General features: G+C 67.2%; 15 protein-coding genes. All 15 read left to right on the top strand.

Annotated elements, in window-relative coordinates; all coding sequences use genetic code 11:
- Nucleotide 1: 1 nt before the first annotated feature.
- The 15 genes from CLG85_RS12570 (at nucleotide 2) to napA (ending at nucleotide 19,077) form a co-directional block, all read left to right on the top strand.
- Nucleotides 2-2,146 carry a thiamine pyrophosphate-dependent enzyme gene (locus CLG85_RS12570; protein WP_095884041.1) on the top strand — a complete coding sequence of 715 codons (2,145 nt, stop codon included), beginning with the start codon at nucleotides 2-4 and terminating at the stop codon, nucleotides 2,144-2,146.
- 10 nt (nucleotides 2,147-2,156) lie between these two features.
- Entirely contained in the window at nucleotides 2,157-3,707 is a 1,551-nt protein-coding gene (locus CLG85_RS12565) for an indolepyruvate oxidoreductase subunit beta family protein (RefSeq protein WP_095884040.1), read from the top strand.
- Between the two features lie 5 nt (nucleotides 3,708-3,712).
- Nucleotides 3,713-5,260, top strand: a complete 1,548-nt coding sequence (locus CLG85_RS12560) for a phytoene desaturase family protein (RefSeq protein ID WP_260349007.1) — start codon at nucleotides 3,713-3,715, stop codon at nucleotides 5,258-5,260.
- Between the two features lie 121 nt (nucleotides 5,261-5,381).
- The gene (locus CLG85_RS12555; protein WP_095883594.1) at nucleotides 5,382-6,920 is read left to right on the top strand and encodes an ABC transporter substrate-binding protein; all 1,539 of its coding nucleotides are present in this window, start codon (nucleotides 5,382-5,384) and stop codon (nucleotides 6,918-6,920) included.
- A gap of 289 nt (nucleotides 6,921-7,209) precedes the next feature.
- Entirely contained in the window at nucleotides 7,210-8,001 is a 792-nt protein-coding gene (locus CLG85_RS12550) for an ABC transporter permease (RefSeq protein ID WP_260349005.1), read from the top strand.
- On the top strand, nucleotides 7,994-8,857 hold the full coding sequence (locus tag CLG85_RS12545) for an ABC transporter permease (RefSeq protein WP_095883592.1): 864 nt from the start codon (nucleotides 7,994-7,996) through the stop codon (nucleotides 8,855-8,857). Before CLG85_RS12550 ends, CLG85_RS12545 begins: the two co-directional genes overlap by 8 nt.
- Nucleotides 8,854-9,750, top strand: a complete 897-nt coding sequence (locus CLG85_RS12540; protein ID WP_095883591.1) for an ABC transporter ATP-binding protein — start codon at nucleotides 8,854-8,856, stop codon at nucleotides 9,748-9,750. Before CLG85_RS12545 ends, CLG85_RS12540 begins: the two co-directional genes overlap by 4 nt.
- Nucleotides 9,747-10,601 (top strand): ATP-binding cassette domain-containing protein, encoded by an 855-nt coding sequence (locus tag CLG85_RS12535; RefSeq protein ID WP_095883590.1) that lies wholly within the window; start codon nucleotides 9,747-9,749, stop codon nucleotides 10,599-10,601. The genes CLG85_RS12540 and CLG85_RS12535 overlap by 4 nt, the downstream gene beginning before the upstream one ends.
- A 212-nt stretch (nucleotides 10,602-10,813) precedes the next feature.
- A complete protein-coding gene (locus CLG85_RS12530; RefSeq protein WP_095883589.1) occupies nucleotides 10,814-12,451 on the top strand; it encodes an AMP-binding protein in 1,638 nt (545 codons plus the stop codon).
- A gap of 283 nt (nucleotides 12,452-12,734) precedes the next feature.
- A complete protein-coding gene (locus CLG85_RS12525; RefSeq protein ID WP_095883588.1) occupies nucleotides 12,735-13,214 on the top strand; it encodes a TRAP transporter small permease in 480 nt (159 codons plus the stop codon).
- Complete coding sequence (locus CLG85_RS12520) at nucleotides 13,211-14,524, top strand: TRAP transporter large permease (protein WP_095883587.1); 1,314 nt, start codon at nucleotides 13,211-13,213, stop codon at nucleotides 14,522-14,524. The genes CLG85_RS12525 and CLG85_RS12520 overlap by 4 nt, the downstream gene beginning before the upstream one ends.
- Nucleotides 14,525-14,563: 39 nt before the next feature.
- A complete protein-coding gene (gene dctP, locus CLG85_RS12515; protein ID WP_095883586.1) occupies nucleotides 14,564-15,535 on the top strand; it encodes a TRAP transporter substrate-binding protein DctP in 972 nt (323 codons plus the stop codon).
- A 258-nt stretch (nucleotides 15,536-15,793) separates the two neighbouring features.
- On the top strand, nucleotides 15,794-16,312 hold the full coding sequence (gene napF / locus CLG85_RS12510) for a ferredoxin-type protein NapF (protein ID WP_224848744.1): 519 nt from the start codon (nucleotides 15,794-15,796) through the stop codon (nucleotides 16,310-16,312).
- Nucleotides 16,309-16,581, top strand: coding sequence for a chaperone NapD (locus CLG85_RS12505; protein ID WP_095884386.1), 273 nt, complete (start codon nucleotides 16,309-16,311; stop codon nucleotides 16,579-16,581). The genes napF and CLG85_RS12505 overlap by 4 nt, the downstream gene beginning before the upstream one ends.
- A 3-nt stretch (nucleotides 16,582-16,584) precedes the next feature.
- Nucleotides 16,585-19,077, top strand: coding sequence for a nitrate reductase catalytic subunit NapA (gene napA, locus CLG85_RS12500; protein ID WP_217989814.1), 2,493 nt, complete (start codon nucleotides 16,585-16,587; stop codon nucleotides 19,075-19,077).
- Nucleotides 19,078-19,109: the final 32 nt, after the last annotated feature.

The raw sequence follows: 19,109 nt of genomic DNA, 5'->3' as shown, positions 1-19,109 counted from the left end.
CATGGCCGAGCGTTCCTTTGCCAAGGAAGTCCAGAAGCTGAAGCAGGGCGAGGGCGAGACCTTCACCGGCGAGGGCATCCTCGCGATCACCAAGGCGCTGCTGGAGAATGGCGTCGGCTATGTCGGCGGCTACCAGGGCTCGCCGATCTCGCACCTGATGGACGTGCTGGCCGACGCGCAGGAGATCCTTGGCGAGCTCGGCGTGCATTTCGAGGCCTCGGCCTCGGAGGCCACCGCGACTGCCATGCTCGCCGCCTCGGTGCACTATCCGATCCGCGGCGCGGTCACCTTCAAGTCGGTGGTCGGCACCAACGTCGCCTCGGATGCGCTGTCGAACCTGGCCTCGGGCGGGGTCACCGGCGGCGCGCTGATCATCGTCGGCGAGGATTACGGCGAGGGCTCGTCGATCATGCAGGAGCGCACCTACGCCTTTGCCATGAAGAGCCAGGTCTGGATGCTCGACCCGCGGCCCAACCTGCCCTCGATCGTCAAGGCGGTGGGCGACGGCTTCGAGCTGTCGGAGCTGTCGAACACCCCGGTGATGCTGCAGGTCGGGATCCGCTCGTGCCACGTGCACGGCCATTTCGAGGCCTCGGACAACAAGCGCCCCGAGATGACCGTCTCGGAGGCACTGGAGAACCCCAAGCGCAAGCTCGACCGCATCGTGCTGCCCCCGGCGACCTATATCCACGAGGCCGAGAAGCTCACCAAGCGCAAGCCCGCCGCCGAGACGTTCATCGTCGAGAAGGGCATCAACGAACGCTTCGGCAACGCCGCTGGCAAGGTCGGGCTGATCCTGCAGGGCGGCACCTACAACACCGTGGTGCGGGCGCTGAACCGGCTTGGCCTCGCCGATCTCTACGGCGACACCGAGATCGACATGCTGGTGCTCAACTGCGTCTACCCGCTGGTCGATAGCCAGATCCTCGACTTCTGCGCCGGCAAGGACGCGGTGCTGATCATCGAGGAAGGCCATCCCAACTACATCGAGCAGCAGGTCGCCCACATGCTCTACCAGTCGGGCAAGACGGTGAAGCTCGAGGGCAAGGGCAAGCTGCCGATGGGCGGCGAATACACCGGGCAGGTCATGGTCGAGGGGCTTGGCGCCTTCCTGTCCGAACATGCGCCCGACCTCCTGCCGGTTGCCAAGGTGGCGACCAACGAGGAGCCCGTCGCCATCCCCGACCTGTCGAAGACCCTTCCGGCCCGCCCGCCGGGGTTCTGCACCGGCTGCCCCGAACGCCCGATCTTCGCCGCCACCAAGCTGGTCGAGGAAGAGCTTGGCGCGCACCACATCTCGTCGGACATCGGCTGCCACCTGTTCTCGATCATGCCGCCCTTCGACATCGGCGCGACGACCATGGGCTACGGGCTCGGCCCGGCCTCTGCCGCCGCCTTCCACAACGAGAACAAGAAGGGGCGCCGGGCGATCTCCTTCGTCGGCGACGGCGGCTTCTGGCACAACGGGCTGACCTCCTCGGTCGGCAACGCGGTGTTCAACAAGTCCGACAACGTCATCGTCATCGTCGACAACTTCTATTCCTCGGCGACCGGCGGGCAGGACATCCTGTCGTCGCGCGCGGTCAACAAGACCAAGCAGACGCAGAATTCGATCGTCGACGCAGTAAAGGGCATGGGGGTGAAATGGGTGCGCCAGATCGATCGCACCTATGACGTGACCAAGATGCGCGACACCCTCAAGGAGGCGCTGACCACCGAGGAGGAAGGCCCCAAGGTCATCGTTGCCTCGTCGGAATGCATGCTCAACAAGCAGCGCCGTGTGAAGCCCGAACTGGCCAAGGCCGCCAAGGAGGGCAAGCGCGTGGTCCGTCCCCGCTTCGGCGTTGACGAGGATGTCTGCACCGGCGATCACGCCTGTATGCGTCTGTCCGGCTGCCCGTCGCTCTCGGTCAAGGACACCGGCGATCCGCTGCGCGACGATCCCGTCGCCGCCATCGACCAGAGCTGCGTCGGCTGCGGCAACTGCGGCGAGGTGGCCGATGCCGCCGTGCTCTGCCCCAGCTTCTACCAGGCCGAGATCGTCACCAATCCCACCGAGCGCGAGACGCGCCGCGCCGCGCGCAGCCGCAGGATCATCTCCTGGCTGCAGCGCCGCCGCGACGCCAAGCGCGTCGTCTTTGCCTGAGGCTATGCCCATGAACATGCAGACCAAACCGCTCATCGCGCGCCGCTCCCCGGGACCGGACGGCGAGAAGATCATCACCCTCGCGGCGCTCGCCGTCGGCGGACAGGGCGGCGGCGTGCTGACCAACTGGATCGTCGACGTGGCCGAAGCGAGCGGCTACCGCGCGCAGTCGACCTCGGTCGCGGGCGTGGCGCAGCGCACCGGCGCCACGATCTACTACGTCGAGATGTGCCGCGACACCGGCCGGATGCCGGTGTTCTCGCTCTCGCCTGCCATTGGCGATGTCGACATCCTCATGGCCTCGGAGCTGATGGAGGGCGGGCGGGCGATCCTGCGCGGCTTCGTCACGCCGGGCCGCACCACGATGATCGCCTCGACCCACCGCATCCCCGCCGTCTCCGAGAAGATCGCTCCCGGCGATGGCCGCGCCAACGGCCGCGAGGTGATCGAGGCCATGGGCATCGCCGCCGACCATGTCGTCGCCTTCGACATGGAGACCGTGGCGAAACAGGCGGGCTCGGTGATCTCGTCGTCGCTGCTCGGCGCGCTGGCGGGGTCCGGCGCCCTGCCCTTCCCCCGCGAGAGCTACGAGGAGGTGATCCGCAAGTCGGGCCGCGGGGTTGAGGCCTCGCTGCGCGCCTTCGGTGCCGCCTACGAGATTGCCACCGGAGTGAGCCCTGCGCCGGCCCCCGAGGCCGAGGCAGTGGCCCCGGTGCCGGTCCTGCACGTGCCCGAGAAGCTGCGCGCGCAATGGGCGGCGCTGGAGGCCCGGCTCGCCACCCTGCCTGCCGAGGTCCGCGAGATGGCCGCGCTCGGCCTGAAGAAGGTCGTCGACTACCAGGACATGGCCTATGGCGCCGACTATCTCGGCATGGTCGAGAAGGCCGTCGCCGTCGATGCCGCCCCCTTCACGATGAGCGAGGCCGCGGCCAAGTACTGCGCCCGCGCGCTCTGCTACGATGACATCCTGCGCGTCGCCGACATCAAGACCCGCGCCGCCCGCTTTGCCCGGGTCAAGGACGAGGTGCTGGTGAAGGACGATCAGATCCTCATGCTCACCGAGTATTTCCACCCGCGCTTCGAGGAATTGGCGACGACCATGCCGCGCGGACTCGGCCGCTGGATGCAGTCCCGCAAGGGGCTCGAGGCCTGGTACGGCCGCCACTTCGACAAGGGGCGCCGGGTGCGCACCGACAGCCTCTCGGGGTTTGTGCTGCTCTGGCTTGTGTCGTCGCTGCGGCCGCTGCGCCGCCGCCTGCTGCGCCACGACAGCGAGATGCGCCACGTCTCCGCCTGGTTCGACACGGTGCTGCAGACCGCCGCGAGTGACCGCGCGCTGGCGACGGAGTTGCTGGCCAACTACCGGCTGATCAAGGGATATTCCGACACCCACGCCCGCGGATTGTCGAAATTCGCCAAGGTGATGGGCGCGCGCGACCTGCTTGCCGGACGCCCCGATGCTGCCGATTGGATGCGCCGCCTGCGCACCGCCGCGCTCGACGATGTCGAGGGCACGAAACTCGACGGCGCCCTCGCCACCGTCCGCAGCTTCGCGGCGTGAGCGCCATGCCGGGTCCCATCCTCATTATCGGCGCCGGGATAAACGGGCTGGTCGCCGCCGCGGATCTCGCGGCGCGCGGCAAGCCGGTGCGGGTGCTCGAACGCGGCCCCACCCCGGGCGGCGCGGTGCGCACCGAGGAGCTCACCCTGCCCGGCTTCCGCCACGACGTCGCGGCGATGAACCTGTCGATGTTCGCCGGCTCGGCCTTCATGGCCCGGCACGGCGCCGAGATGGCCCGGCACGGCCTGGAGTTCGTGCCGGTCTCGCACCCCTTCGCGCAGGCGCTGGAACCCGGCGACCATGTCGGCATCTCCACCGACGTCGAGGAGACGCTGGCGGGCTTCGCCTCCGAGGCGGACAAGGTGACCTGGCGCGCGCTGATGGCCGAGTTCCCCGAGCGCGCCGGCGTGCTCGGCGGGCTGCTCGGCACGCCGATGCGCCGCGGTCCGCTGGCCCGGTTTCTCTGGCAGAGCTGGCGCAAGCTCGGCACGGCCCGTAGCCTCGACATGGCGCGCTTTCTCATGACCTCGCCGCGCAGCTGGCTGGAGGAGACTTTCGAGGACCCCCGCCTGCGCACGGCGCTGGCCTCCTGGGGCATGCATCTCGATTTTGCCCCCGACATCGCGGGCGGGGCGATCTTCCCCTACCTCGAGGCGATGGCCGGTCAGGCGATGGGCATGGTGATCGGCAAGGGCGGCGCGGAGGTCGCCACCCGCGCGCTCGTCAGCATGATCGAGGCGCATGGCGGCTCGGTCGAATGCGACGTCGAGGTCGAGCAGATCCTGCATGCGAACGGCCGCGTCACCGGTGTGATCGCGTGCGGTAAAACGATTGAGGCTTCAACCATTCTTGCCGGTCTTGCCCCGAAACACCTGCGCCGGATGCTCGGCGATGGCTCGGGCGATGCGCGCTTCGACCGCGGGCTCGAGAGCTTCCGCCACGCCCCCGGCACGATGATGCTGCACCTCGCGCTCGACGCGCCGGTACCCTGGGCCGCCGAGGCGCTGAAGCGCTACGCCTATGTCCACGTGGGCCGCTCGGTCGAGGTTGCCGCCAAGACCTATGCCGAGGCGCTGGCCGGGCAACTGCCCGCGACGCCGCTGCTGGTGGTGGGTCAGCCGACGCTGTTCGATCCGAGCCGCGCGCCGGAGGGCAAGCACACGCTCTGGGTCCAGGCCCGAGTCGTTCCCGCCGCCATCAGGGGCGATGCCAAGGCAGAGATTGTCCAGAGAAATTGGGAAGATGCGAAGGCACCGATGACCGAGCGCATCCTCGATCTGATCGAGGAACAGGCCCCCGGATTCCGCCAGACCATCCTCGCAAAGACCGCCGTCTCGCCGCTCGATCTCGAGGCCGGCAATCCCAATCTCGTCGGCGGCGACCAGATCTGCGGCTCGCACCACCTGACGCAGAACTTCCTTTTCCGCCCGGTACGCGGCTTTGCCGACGGGCGCACGCCCATCGCCAATCTGCACATGATCGGGGCAGCCTGCTGGCCCGGTGCCGGAACCGGCGCGGGATCGGGCTTCTTTGCGGCGCAGGGCCTCAAGTAGCCCATGCCAGAGGCGCCGAAATGCGCTTTAATTCTTTAAGTACAGACTTTTGAAGACCGAATCCAAATCCACCGAAGAGCCCAGGCAAACCGGGCCACATAGACCAACAGGAGACAGAAAGATGACCTCCAGCCTACCTCTATCCCGGCGCGGCTTCATGGGCGCCTCGGCTGCGCTCACGGCGCTTTTGGCGACCGGCAGCAGCGTGCTCGCAGAGGGTGCCGACAGCCTGACCATCGCCTACAACCTGCCCGTGCAGAGCTGGGATCCGACCACCGGCCCCGCCGCGGTGAACCCGGCGCTGCAGTCGGTCTACCTCGCGGTCTTCGACCGCTACATCGCGCAGGCTCCCGACCTGTCGTTCGGCCCCGGGCTGCTGACCGACTGGGGCTTCAGCGAGGACAAGTCGCAGATCACCATGACCGTCCGCGAGGGCGTCACCTGGCACAATGGCGACGCGCTGACCCCCGAGGACATCGTCTGGTCGCTGGCCCGCGCGGGCGATCCCGCAACCGGCAACCCCATGCAGTTCGTCTGGGGCAAGATCGGCAACTTCAGCGTCGACGGCAACGTCATCACCGCCGACGTCAAGGAATTCGAGCCGGCGCTGTTCAAGTGGATGGCCTTCCTGACGGCCTTCGTGCTGCCCAAGGCCTACTACGAGAAGGTCGGCGCCGAGGGCTTCGAGAAGGCCCCTATCGGGACCGGCCCCTACATGGTCGATGCCTTCGAGCAGGGCGCCTACGTGCGGCTCAAGGCCTACCCCGGCTACTGGGGCGAAAAGCCTGCCTTCGAGACCGTGACCATCAAGTTCGTCACCGACGCCGCCTCGCGCGTGGCCGAGATCGAGTCCGGCAACTCCGACGTCACCTCGAACATCCCCTACGAAGAATACGACCGGCTGATCGCCAAGGACGGGCTCGAGGGCGAAGCCGTGCCGATCACCGACATCGGCATGATCTTCCTCAACGATATCGACGTGATGCTCGACAAGAACGTGCGGCTTGCCGCCCATCACGCCATCGACAAGCAACTGATCATCGATCGCCTTCTGCGCGGCTACGGCGTGCCGCTCTCGACGCTCGAGGTGCCGGGTTATGCCGCCTATGACGAGAGCATCACGGTCGACTACGATCCCGAGAAATCCAAGGAGCTGCTGGCAGCCTCGGGCTACTCCACCGACACCCCGGTGAAATTCACCATCCAGACGACGCGCGGCTTCAAGCCCAAGGACTACGAGATGATCCAGGCGATCGTCGGCATGTGGCGCAAGGTCGGCATCGAGGCCGAGATCGAGGTCTACGAGATCGCCAAGCACTACGAGCTGCGCGCCGCCGACACGCTTGCCCCTGCGGCCTTCTACAACTGGGGCAACTCGATCGGCGATCCCTCAACCTCGACCGGGTTTGCCATGTTCGGCCCCTCTCCGCACGCGGTCTGGGACAGCGCCGACCTGGTCGAGAAGATCGGTCCGCTCTTCGGCGAGCCCGACGAGGACAAGCGCATCGCCGGCTACAAGGACGTCTCGCGCTACATCGCCGAGGAAGGCTACGTCATCCCGCTGCTGCAATACGTAATGCCGGTGGTGTTCCGCAGCGCGGTCGCGGTGACGCCCTATACCTCGGGCGACCTGCTGCCGCAGGCGATCTCCAAGGCCTGATCCCCCGCATCGCGCAAGACCGCCCGGGCCGAGCTTAACCTCGGCTCGGGCGCATTGGAGGGCCCTGACCCCATGCTGCTGAAGACGATCCTGATCCGCCTTCTGACCACCGCTGTCACGCTCTTCGGCGTGGCCGTCGTGGTTTTCGTGCTGGTGCGCGTGGCGCCCGGCAACCCCATCGCGATGATGCTGCCCCCCCGGCGCGACCGAGGCCGACATCGCCACGCTCGAGGCCCTCTACGGCTTCGACAAGAGCCTGCCCGAGCAGTTCGTCATCTGGCTCGGCGGCGTGCTGCAGGGCGATTTCGGCACCTCGATCACCCTGCGCCGCCCGGTCGACGAGCTGGTGCTCTCGCGTCTGCCCGCCACGCTGGAGTTGTCGGTGATGGCGCTGGCCATCGCAGTCGCGCTCGGGGTCGCCATCGCGGTGATCGGCGCGCGCCGCCGCGGCACCGCCACCGAGGTCGGGCTCGACCTGACCAGCGGCGCGGTGCTCTCGGTGCCGGACTTCCTCTGGGGGCTGGTCTTCGTGCTGCTCTTCGGGGTGCTCTGGCCGGTGCTGTCGATCTCGGGCCGGATCGATCCGCAGATCGACGTCGATTTCACGTCCAACTTCTACACGTTCGAGGGGATCGTGCGAGGGCGCTTCGATGTCGTCCAATCGACCCTGTCGCACATGCTGATGCCCGCGCTGGCGCTGGCCCTGCCGCTCGCGGCGATGATCGCGCAGCTGCTGAAGCAGAACCTCAAGGAGGTGCTGCTGCAGGATTACACCACGCTTGCCCGCGTCCGAGGCTTTTCCGAGACCTCGGTGATCCTGCGCGAGGCGCTGCGCAACGCGCTCTTGCCGACGCTCACCCTTGTCGGGGTGCAGTTCACCTTCCTCATCGGCGGCACGGTGATCGTCGAGCGCATCTTTTCCTACGAGGGGCTCGGGAACATGGCGATCGACGCGGTGATCAACCGCGACCTGCCGCTGATCCAGGGCATCGTGCTGCTCTTCGCGGCGCTCTTCATCGTCATCAACCTGCTTGTCGACCTGTCGTACACGCTGCTGAACCCGAGGCTCCGCCATGGCTGACATCACCGCCGCCGCGCCGCGCCGCCGCGCCCGCAGGCTCAACCTCCGGCTCTGGCTGCCACTGCTCTGGCTGGGCGCCGTGGCGCTCGCCGCGATTTTCGCCCCGCTGGTCGCGCCGCAGGATCCGCTGATGCAGGATCTTATGCTCGAGCGGCTGCCTCCCGCGTTCATGGACGGCAGCGAGCCCGGCTACTGGCTGGGCACCGACAGCCTTGGCCGGGACGTGCTGTCGCGGATGATCCACGGCGCGCGCATCGCGCTTTTCGTCAGCCTCGTCGCCGCCACCGCCACCTGTCTCTTCGGCGCGGCGCTCGGTCTGGTCGCGGGCTATTTCGGCGGCTGGTGGGACCGGGTGATCTCGCGACTCGTCGACATCTGGATGGCCTTCCCGCCGGTGCTCTTCGCGGTGCTGCTGGTGGCGGTCATAGGCACGGGACTCACCTCGGTCATTGCCGCGATCGCTCTGATCGACTGGACACGGTTTGCCCGGGTGATCCGCGCCGAGACAATGGTGCAGGCGCGCATGGACTACGTCGACAGCGCCCGCATCGGCGGCGCCCGGCGCCTCACCACGCTGATCAGCGAGATCCTTCCCAACGTGCTGCCCTCCATCATCGCCCTGCTGATGCTCGAGATGGGCATCGCGGTGATCGTCGAGGCGATCCTCAGTTTCGTGAACCTGTCGATCTCCTCGGACGATCCGACCTGGGGCTCGATGATCGCCGAGGGGCGCAACGCCATCCACTTCGCCTGGTGGGTGCTGCTCTTCCCGCTGATCGCGCTCTTCCTGACGGTGCTGAGCTTCTCGACCCTCGGCGAGGGTCTCAAACAACGCTTCGATCCGGTGCTCCAATGACAGGCTCGCACACCCATCCCAACACGCTCGACGTGATGCAGCTCGGCATCGCGCTCCCCAACGGCCACCGCCTGCTGCGCGACGTCTCGCTGAGCCTGCGCCCCGGCGAGGTGCGTGCCCTCGTCGGCGAGAGCGGTGCCGGCAAGTCGATGATCGGCAAGGCGGTGCTCGGCATCCTGCCGCAGAACCTGCGGGTGACCGGGGGCGAGATCCTGCTCGAGGGGCAGCACCTGGGCGCGATGACCCCCTGGACCCGGCGCAAGACCGTGGCGCAGAGCGCCGCGCTCATCCCGCAGGACCCGCTCACCGCGCTGAACCCGGCGCGGCGGATCGGCCCGCAGATCACCGACCCGCTGGTGCGGATCCACGGCTGGAGCCGGGCGAAGGCCCGCGACACCGCGCTGGCGCTGCTGGACCGGGTGCACATCCGCGATCCGAAGCGGGTGATGGAGAGCTACCCCCACGAGCTTTCGGGCGGGATGCGGCAGCGCGTGCTCATCGCCGCGGCCTTTGCCCCTTCGCCCCGGCTCATCGTCGCGGACGAGCCGACCACGGCGCTCGACGTGACGGTGCAGAAGCAGATCCTGCGGCTGATCCGCGAGCTGCAGCAGGAGACCGGCACGGCGGTTCTTTTCGTCACCCACGACATGGGCGTGGTCGCCAAGATCAGCCAGAAGGTCACCGTGCTCTTTGCCGGCAAGGTGATGGAGGACGCGCCGACCGAGCGCATCTTCACCGACCCCGCGCATCCCTACACCCGCGCCCTGATCGCGGCGACGCCGAGCTACGCGGATCTCGACCGGCCCTTCTCGCCGGTGCCGCAGACGCTGATCGCCGAGCTGCAGGGTGCCATCGCCCGGGACGACGCCCGGCACCAAGGAGCCGCGCGATGACCGCTCAGACCCAGACCCGCACGACCGCAAGCGAGGCCGTGGCGCCCGCCCCCAGCCTGTTTTCGGTCCGCGACCTGCGCCTCTCCTTCCCCGACCTCGCGCGCAAACCCCTGCTCGGCGCCGCGCCGCGCAATGAGGTGCTCAAAGGTCTCAGCTTCGACATCCCGGCGGGCCAGATCACCGGCATCGTCGGCGAGAGCGGCTCGGGCAAATCCACCGCCGGCCGGGTGCTGGTGCGGCTGCTGGAGCCGGACTCGGGCAGCGTGCTCTACGAGGGGCGGGACATCGGCCATCTGGACGAGTCGGCGCTGCGGCCGCTCCGGCGCGACCTGCAGATGATCTTCCAGGACCCCATGTCCTCGCTCAACCCGCGGCACAAGGTCTGGCGGATCATCGCCCAGCCGATGAAGCGCTACGGGCTCGGCGGCACCAGGGCCGACGCGATCGCCGCGCTCGGCAAGGTCGGCCTGCCCGCCGCCTTTGCCGAGCGCTACCCGCACGAGCTGTCGGGCGGCCAGCGCCAGCGGGTCGGCATCGCTCGGGCCATCGCGCTGAAGCCGCGGTTCATTCTTGCCGACGAGATCGTCTCGGGGCTCGACGTCTCGAGTCAGGCGCAGGTGCTCTTGCTGCTCAAGCAGCTTGCCCGCGAGATGGGGCTGACCATTGCCTTCATCAGCCATGACCTCTCGGTGATCCGCCACCTCTGCGACCGCGTGATCGTGCTCAACCGTGGCGAGATCGTCGAACAGGGCTCGGTCGATGCGGTCTTCCGCGCTCCGGCCTCGGACGTCACCCGAACGCTGCTCACGGCGATCCCCCTGCCCGAGCTCGACCCCGACTGGTTGAGCTGAGGTCGACGGGATCGCGGCTTGAAAAATTGATGCGTGAAGCAGTTTACCCAGCGTCTGCTTCGCGCGACTTGCCTAAGACCCCAACATTATGGCGCAAAATTAGAATGATTTTGCCCGGTACGAAAAATTCTGATCCAGGATTAAACTTTATACTTGAAATAAAATCGCGCCCGTAGCGTGATGGGTCCAAGACCGGCACCCAGGAGGACTTCATGCTTGGCCCCAGCGCTCACACCGACAGCTTCAGCCGCGACAATCTTCCGGCGGCCGAGCTCCAACCGGTCTTCCTGCTGGAGAATTTCCCCTATCCCGACCACATCAACGCCGCGGTCGAGCTGACCGATCGGATGGTCGAGAGGGGCTTCGGGGACCGTGTCGCATTGGTCGGCCAGGGCCGCAGCCGCACCTATGCCGAGCTTGCCGACTGGACCAGCCGCATCGCCCGCGTCCTGATCGAGGACTACGGCGTGAAGCCCGGCAACCGCATCCTGATCCGCAGCGCCAACACCCCCGCGCTCGTCGCCTGCTGGCTTGGCGCCACCAAGGCCGGCGCGGTGGTGGTCAACACCATGCCGCTGCTGCGCAAGAAGGAGCTGATGCAGCACCTCGACAAGGCAGAGGTCTCGCTGGCGCTCTGCGACACGCGGATGCTCGACGAGCTGGAGGCCTGCCTGCCCGAGAGCCAGTTCCTGAAACGCATCGTCGGCTTTGACGGCAGCTCCGGGCTTGAGGCCGAGCTCGACCGCGCCGCCGCCGCCAAGCCCTCGGGGCCCTGCTGGGTCGAGACCGGGCGCGATGACGTGGCGCTGCTCGGCTTCACCTCGGGCTCGACAGGGGTGCCCAAGGCGACCATGCATTTCCACCGCGACCTGCTGATGATCGCCGACGGCTACGCCCGCGAGGTGCTGGAGGTGCAGCCCGAGGACATCTTCGTCGGCTCGCCGCCGCTGGCCTTCACCTTCGGCCTCGGCGGGCTGGCGATCTTCCCGCTGCGCTTCGGCGCCAGCGCCGTGCTGCTGGAGAAGGCCGCACCGCCCGATCTCATCCGCATCATCGAGCAGCACCGCGCCACCATCTGCTTCACCGCCCCCACCGCGTACCGCGCCATGATGCTGGCGATGGACGAGGGTGCGGACCTGTCGAGCCTGCGCTGCGCCGTCTCGGCGGGCGAGACCCTGCCTGCGCCGGTGTTCGAGGCCTGGGAGCAGAAGACCGGCAAGCCGATCCTCGACGGCATCGGCGGCACCGAGATGCTGCACATCTACATCTCCAACCGCTTCGGCGACGCCAAGCCCGGCTGCACCGGCAAGCCGCTGACCGGCTACGAGGCGAAGATCGTCGACGACGAGATGAACGAGGTGCCGCGCGGCACGCCCGGCCACCTCGCAGTGCGCGGCCCGGTGGGCTGCCGCTACCTCGCCGACGACCGGCAGACCAAGTTCGTCAAGGGCGGCTGGAATCTTCCCGGCGACACTTTCGTGCAGGACGAGGAGGGCTATTTCCACTTCGCCGCGCGCTCGGACGACATGATCGTCTCCTCGGGTTACAATATCGCCGGCCCCGAGGTGGAAGCGGCGCTGCTGGCGCATCCGGACGTGATCGAATGCGGCGTCATCGGCGCCCCCGACGCCGACCGCGGCATCATCGTTCAGGCCCATGTGGTGCTGCGCGAGGGCGTCCCCGCCGATGCGGCCACCGCCAAGGCGCTGCAGGACTTCGTGAAGGCAACCATCGCGCCCTACAAGTACCCGCGCTCGGTGATCTTCACCGAGGCGCTGCCGAAGACCGAGAGCGGCAAAATCCAGCGCTTCCGCCTCAAGGACGCCGCGCCGGCCCCCGCGGGCGCCTGACCGGCGCGCCGCGGGGCGCACCTCACAACGGCTGATCACCCGGCGCACAACCCGAGGCGCCGGGTGGCTCCCTTGTGTCATCGCGGGGAGGAGGGCAGCAATATTTTATTTTAGCTATGAATTTTACAAGGGCTGCGACGGGGCGCCATTCGACACCTCAAATGGCTAATAATCTGCGATATTTGCACAACTTCCACCAGTACGCGCACGCCTCTTAAGTTGACATTTAATTTATGTCTAAAGTAAATGTTTTACGAATGGCCGGAACTAAGGAGCGCATGCGATGTCACGGGCACGAAGCCTGACCTGGGTGATGAAACTCTGCGGCGGCATCTCCGCCACCTCGCTTGCCCTCCTGAGCGTCCTCGTGGTGGGCGATGTCGTCCTGAGGAACACCGGCCTCGTCCGCTGGTCCTGGCTCAACGAGCTGACCGAGTACCTGCTGACCATCTCGACCTTCACCGGCGCGCCCTGGGTGCTGCACAATCATGGCCATGTGAACGTCGACGTGCTGCTGCGCACCGTCAGCGAGGCGAAGGCCCGCTGGCTGATCAAGGCCTCGAACCTCTTCGGCGGCGTGATCTCGGCGATCCTGCTGGTCGTCGCGGTGCGCGTGACCTTCGACAGCTACGCGCTCGGCTCGCTGGTCTTCAAGAACCTCATCTTCCCCGAGTGGTACCTCATGACCCCCATGGTGCTCTGCTTCGGCCTTTGCACGGCCGAGTTCCTGACCCGGATCGTCACCGGGGAGGCCCGGATATGAGCTGGCTCGAGATCATCGCGCTGCTCGGCGGCGTGCTGGCGGTGCTCTTTGCGATCGGCACCCCGGTCGCCCTCGCCTTCCTCGGCGCCAATCTGATCGGCGCCTGGCTGTTCCTCGGCAGCGGCGCGGGCATCGAGCAGCTGGTGCGAAACGCCTCCATGTCGGTCAATTCCTTCTCGCTCGTGCCGATCCCGCTCTTCGTGCTGATGGGCGAGCTGCTGTTCCACTGCGGCCTTGCCTACAAGGCAATCGAGGCGATCGAGCGGCTGCTGCACCGGCTTCCTGCCCGGCTCGGCTGCGTGTCGGTGGTCGGCGGCACCGCCTTTGCAGCGCTCTCGGGTTCGTCGATCGCCAACACCGCGCTGCTCGGCGGCACGCTCTCGCAGGAGATGCTGCGCCGGGGCTATTCGACGACGCTGGCGCTCGGCCCGGTCATGGCGGTGGGCGGCATCGCCGTGCTGATCCCGCCATCGACGCTGGCGGTCATGCTCGGCTCGCTCTCGGGCATCTCGATCACCCAGCTGCTGATCGGCGGGCTGGTGCCGGGGCTGCTGATGGCCGCGCTCTTCCTGCTCTTCGTCATCCTGACCGGCCACTTCCGCCCGCAGAGCGCACCGCGCGACACCAGCGCCAGCGCCTACACGCTGGCCGAGCGGATCGTCCCCTTCCTGCGCGACGTGCTGCCGCTCTTCGGCATCTTCATCGCGGTGATCGGCAGCATGCTGGCCGGCATCGCCACCCCGACCGAGGCCGCGGGACTTGGTGCCTTTGCCGCGCTCATCGCCACCGCCCTCTACCGCAAGCTGAGCTGGGCGGCGCTGACCAAGGCGATGACCGAGACCGCAAAGGTCTCGGTATCGATCCTCTTCATCATCGTCGCCTCGACAACCTTCTCGCAGATCCTGTCGTTCTCCGGCGCCACCTCGGGGATGCTGCAGTTGATCAACGCGGTCGACCCCACTCCGATGACGCTGATCGTCTGCATGCTGCTGATCCTGCTCGTGCTGGGCTGCTTCATCGACCAGATCTCGATGATGATGATCACCCTGCCGATCTTCATGCCGCTCGCCCATGCGGCAGGGATCGAGGTCGTCTGGCTGGGGCTTATGATGCTGGTGGCGATCGAGCTCGGCATGCTGACCCCGCCTTTCGGCATCCTGCTGATGGTCATGCAGGGCGCGAGCCGCTCGGTGCCGCTGGTCAGCATCTACAAGGCGGCTGCCCCCTTCATCCTGATCGAGATCGGCGTGCTGATCCTGATGCTGATGGTGCCGCAGCTCACGCTTTTCCTGCCCGCGCTGGTGCGCTGACAGGCCCCTTTCCCAAGTCCAACAGTCCGGAGAACAACAATGAAAATCCGCTCCCTCAAGACGGCAGGCATGGCCGTGGTGGCAGCCCTCGCGCTCGGCGGCCCGCTCGCCGCGGCAGAGACCACGCTGCGCGCCATCACCGCCTTCCAGCCCGGCACGACCTTCGCCAAGCCCTTCGAGGACTTCGTCTCGAAGGTGAACGCAAAGGGTGAAGGCGTTCTGAAGATCGAAGTGATCGGCGGGCCCGAGGCCATGCCCCCCTTCGAGATCGGCAACGCGCTGCGCAATGGCATCGTCGACATCGCCAACACCACCGCCGTGTTCCACGCCAGCCTCGTGCCCGAGGGCGTCGCCATGACCCTCGCCACCCGCCCGATGTCGGAGCTGCGCGAGAACGGCGGCTACGCGCTGATGAACCAGTTGCACGAGGACAAGGCCCGGATCCACTGGCTCGGCCGCCTGACGCAGGGCATCAACTACCACATCTACCTCAACGAAGCGCCCGAAGGCGGCAAGCTCGACGGGCTGAAACTGCGCTCGGTCCCCGTGTACCAGGCGTTCTTCAAGGACCTCGGCGCCACGCCGATGCAGACCGCCCCGGGCGAGGTCTACACCGCCCTCGAGCGCGGCGTGATCGACGGCTACGGCTGGCCCTCGATCGGCGTCTTCGACCTTGGCTGGCAGGACAAGACCGGCGCCCGGGTGAACCCCGGCTTCTACCAGGTCGAGACCGGCCTTTATCTCAGCCTCAAGACCTGGGAGTCGCTGTCGGAAGAGCAGCAGGCCTTCCTCGAGGGGCTGATGATCGAAACCGAATCCTCCTCCTCGCTGGTGCAGGACCTTGCCGAGGCCGAGAAGGCGAAGCAGATCGAGGCGGGGATCGAGATGATCGACCTCGACGCCGATGCGGCCACCGAGTTCGGCGCTCTTGCGCAGGAGTCCGGCTGGAAGCCGATCCTCGCGACCAGCCCCGAGCACGGCGCGAAGCTGCGCGAGCTCTTCGCCGACTGAGCAAGGACGCGCGCTGCGCTGCATTCTGCCGGGGGCCACAAGCCTCCGGCTTTTTCTATTCCGAACATGAGCCGCGCCGAGGGTGCCGGACGCCTCCGACCGACACACCCGGGCACCGCCGCGCCACAGGCGGATTTCCGGCGATATTCCTGCCCCTACAGCGCGAAGCTTCCTTGTCGGGACAACCTGTGGCAGTCTGTGACTCATATAAAGCATCCGCAGGATTGATCGCGGAGACATCGGAAGGCCAGGACGTCCATGACGACCCAGCACAGCAGACGCGACTTCCTGCGGGGGCAAGTGTCCCGCCCCGCCGCCCCGTTGATGAGACCTCCCGGCGCGCAGACCGGGTTTTCGCAGCTCTGCAATGGGTGTGGCGCCTGCGCCAGTGCCTGTCCCGAAGCGATCATCATCCGCCATGAGGGGCCCGCGGGGCGGTCGACTCCGGTCGTCGATTTCTCGAAGGGCGCCTGCACCTTCTGCGGCGCCTGCGCCGAGGCTTGCGACACCGGCGCGCTGAGCGCCCAAGCCGTGCCCGACTGGCCCTGGCGCGCCATCATCACCGACAGTTGCCTCTCTCTGGGCGGCATCTCCTGCCGCTCCTGCGAGGACGCCTGCGAGCCCCGCGCCATCCGCTTCCGCCTGATGACCGGCGGCCGGGCCGCGCCGGTGCTCGACAGCGCGCAATGCACCGGCTGCGGCGACTGCGCCGCCACCTGCCCCGCCGGAGCGGTGACCTTCGAGCAGCCCGCACCCGCCGCGGAGGGCAGGGCATGAACATCTGCGGCTGCCTTGTCCATGTCCGTCGCGATGCGCTGCCCGCGGCCCGCGCGCAGATGGAAGCACTCAAAGGCGTCGAGGTGCATGCAGCAACCGAGGATGGCCGTCTGGTGGTCGTGGTCGAGGACACCGACGCGGCCTTTGCCTCGGACATCATCATGTCGCTGCACCAGATCCGCGGCGTGATCTCGCTGACCATCAACTACCACCATTTCGAAGAACTCCCGCACCGCCCATCCCCCGCCGCCCCCCATCCGGAGACCTGACCCATGACCATCTCGGACTCGCGCAGGACTTTCCTCAAGGCCACCGCCGCCGCCAGCACCGCCGCCGCGGCGGGCATCTCGCTCGCTCCCGCCGCGCTGGCCCAGACCCCCGGAAACTCCGACATCCGCTGGGACAAGGCCCCTTGCCGGTTCTGCGGCACCGGCTGCTCGGTGCTGGTGGGCACCAAGGAAGGCCGCGTCGTTGCCACCCAAGGCGACCCCGAGGCGCCGGTGAACCGCGGCCTCAACTGCATCAAGGGCTATTTCCTGTCCAAGATCATGTACGGCACCGACCGGCTGACCACGCCGATGCTGCGCAAGTCGGGCGGGAAATACGACAAGAACGGCGAGTTCGAGCCGGTAAGCTGGGACGAGGCCTTCGACGTCATGGCCGAGAAGTGGAAGGCGGCGCTGGCCGCCAATGGGCCGACCTCGGTCGGCATGTTCGGCTCGGGGCAATGGACGGTCTGGGAGGGCTATGCTGCCTCCAAGCTGATGAAGGCGGGCTTCCGGTCGAACAACATCGACCCCAACGCCCGGCACTGCATGGCCTCGGCGGTGGTCGGCTTCATGCGCGCCTTCGGCATCGACGAGCCGATGGGCTGCTACGACGACTTCGAGCAGGCCGACACCTTCGTGCTCTGGGGCTCGAACATGGCCGAGATGCACCCGATCCTCTGGTCGCGGCTGACCGACACCCGGCTGACCAAGCCCGGCGCGCAGGTGCACGTGCTGTCGACCTTCGAGCACCGCAGCTTCGAGCTCGCGGACAACGGCATGGTCTTCACCCCGCAGACGGACCTCGCGATCCTCAACTACATCGCCAATTACATCATCCAGAACGATGCGGTGAACTGGGACTTCCTGGAAAAGCACGTCAACATCACCAAGACCGCCACCGACATCGGCTACGGGCTGCGCGACACCAACCCGCTGCAGCAGGCCGCGGCCAACCCCGACTCCGGCGAGCTGACGCCCATCGATTTCGACGAATACGCCGCTGCGGTCGCGGACTACACGCTGGAGAAGGTCGCCGAGATGTCCGGCGTTCCGGCGCATCAGCTCGAGCGTCTGGCCGAGCAATACGCCGACCCTGACCGCAAGGTCATGTCGCTCTGGACCATGGGATTCAACCAGCACACGCGCGGGTCCTGGGTGAACGGGCTGGTCTACAACGTCCACCTGCTGACCGGGAAGATTTCCGAGCCGGGCAACTCGCCATTCTCGCTGACCGGCCAGCCCTCGGCCTGCGGCACCGCGCGCGAGGTGGGCACCTTCTCGCATCGCCTGCCCGCCGACATGGTGGTCACGAACCCCGAGCACCGCGCCCATGCCGAGGAGATCTGGAAGCTCCCCGAGGGCACCATTCCCGACAAGCCCGGCCTGCACGCCGTGGCGCAGAACCGCGCGCTGAAGGACGGCACGCTCAACGCCTACTGGGTGCAGTGCAACAACAACATGCAGGCCGCCGCCAATATCAACGAGGAAGGCTGGCCGGGCTATCGCAATTCCCAGAACTTCGTGACCGTTTCGGATGCCTACCCGACCGTCACCGCCATGTCGGCGGACCTCATCCTGCCCGCCGCCATGTGGGTCGAGAAAGAGGGTGCCTATGGCAATGCCGAGCGCCGCACGCAGTTCTGGCACCAACAGGTGATGGCGCCGGGAGAGGCCAAGTCGGACCTGTGGCAGCTGATGGAATTCGCCAAGCGCTTCACCGTCGAGGAGGCCTGGGGCGAAGAGCTGGTCGCGAAGATACCCGAGCTGGCCGGCAAGACCCTCTACGAGGTGCTCTATGAGAACGGCCAGGTGAACCAATACCCGACCGAAGAAACCGCGGAGGGTTTCGACAATGTCGAGGCCGAGCATTTCGGCTTCTACGTCCAGAAAGGCCTGTTCGAGGAATACGCCATGTTCGGACGCGGCCACGGCCACGATCTCGCGCCCTTCGAGCAATACCACCAGGCGCGCGGGCTCCGCTGGCCCGTGGTAGATGGCCAGGAGACGCTCTACCGCTTCCGCGAGGGCTACGATCCCTATGTGCCCGAGGGCTCCGAGGTCTCTTTCTACGGCTACCCGGACGGCAAGGCCAAGATCATCTTCGCGCCCTACGAGGCCCCGCCGGAGGCGCCCGACGAGGAATATGATCTCTGGCTCTCCACCGGGCGCGTGCTCGAACATTGGCACTCCGGCTCGATGACCCGGCGGGTGCCCGAACTGCACCGGGCCTTTCCGGCGGCGGTCGTCTTCATGCACCCCGAGGACGCCGAGGCCCGCGGACTCCGGCGCGGCCAGGAGATCAGTATCTCCACCCGCCGCGGCGAGATGCTGAGCCGGCTGGAGACCCGCGGTCGCAACAAGCCGCCCAAGGGACTGGTCTTCGTGCCTTGGTTCGACGAGGGGCAGCTGATCAACAAGCTGACGCTAGACGCCACCTGCCCGCTCTCGAAGCAGACCGACTTCAAGAAGTGCGCCTGCAAGGTCGAGCGCGTCTGAGTCCCGCCCGGGCCCCGCATCACGCCACGGGA

The organism is Alloyangia mangrovi (assembly GCF_002300555.2).
GTDB lineage: Bacteria > Pseudomonadota > Alphaproteobacteria > Rhodobacterales > Rhodobacteraceae > Salipiger > Salipiger mangrovi.
The sequence above is the reverse complement of the archived record's forward strand: the minus strand, read 5'-3'. Positions and strand labels throughout refer to the sequence as shown.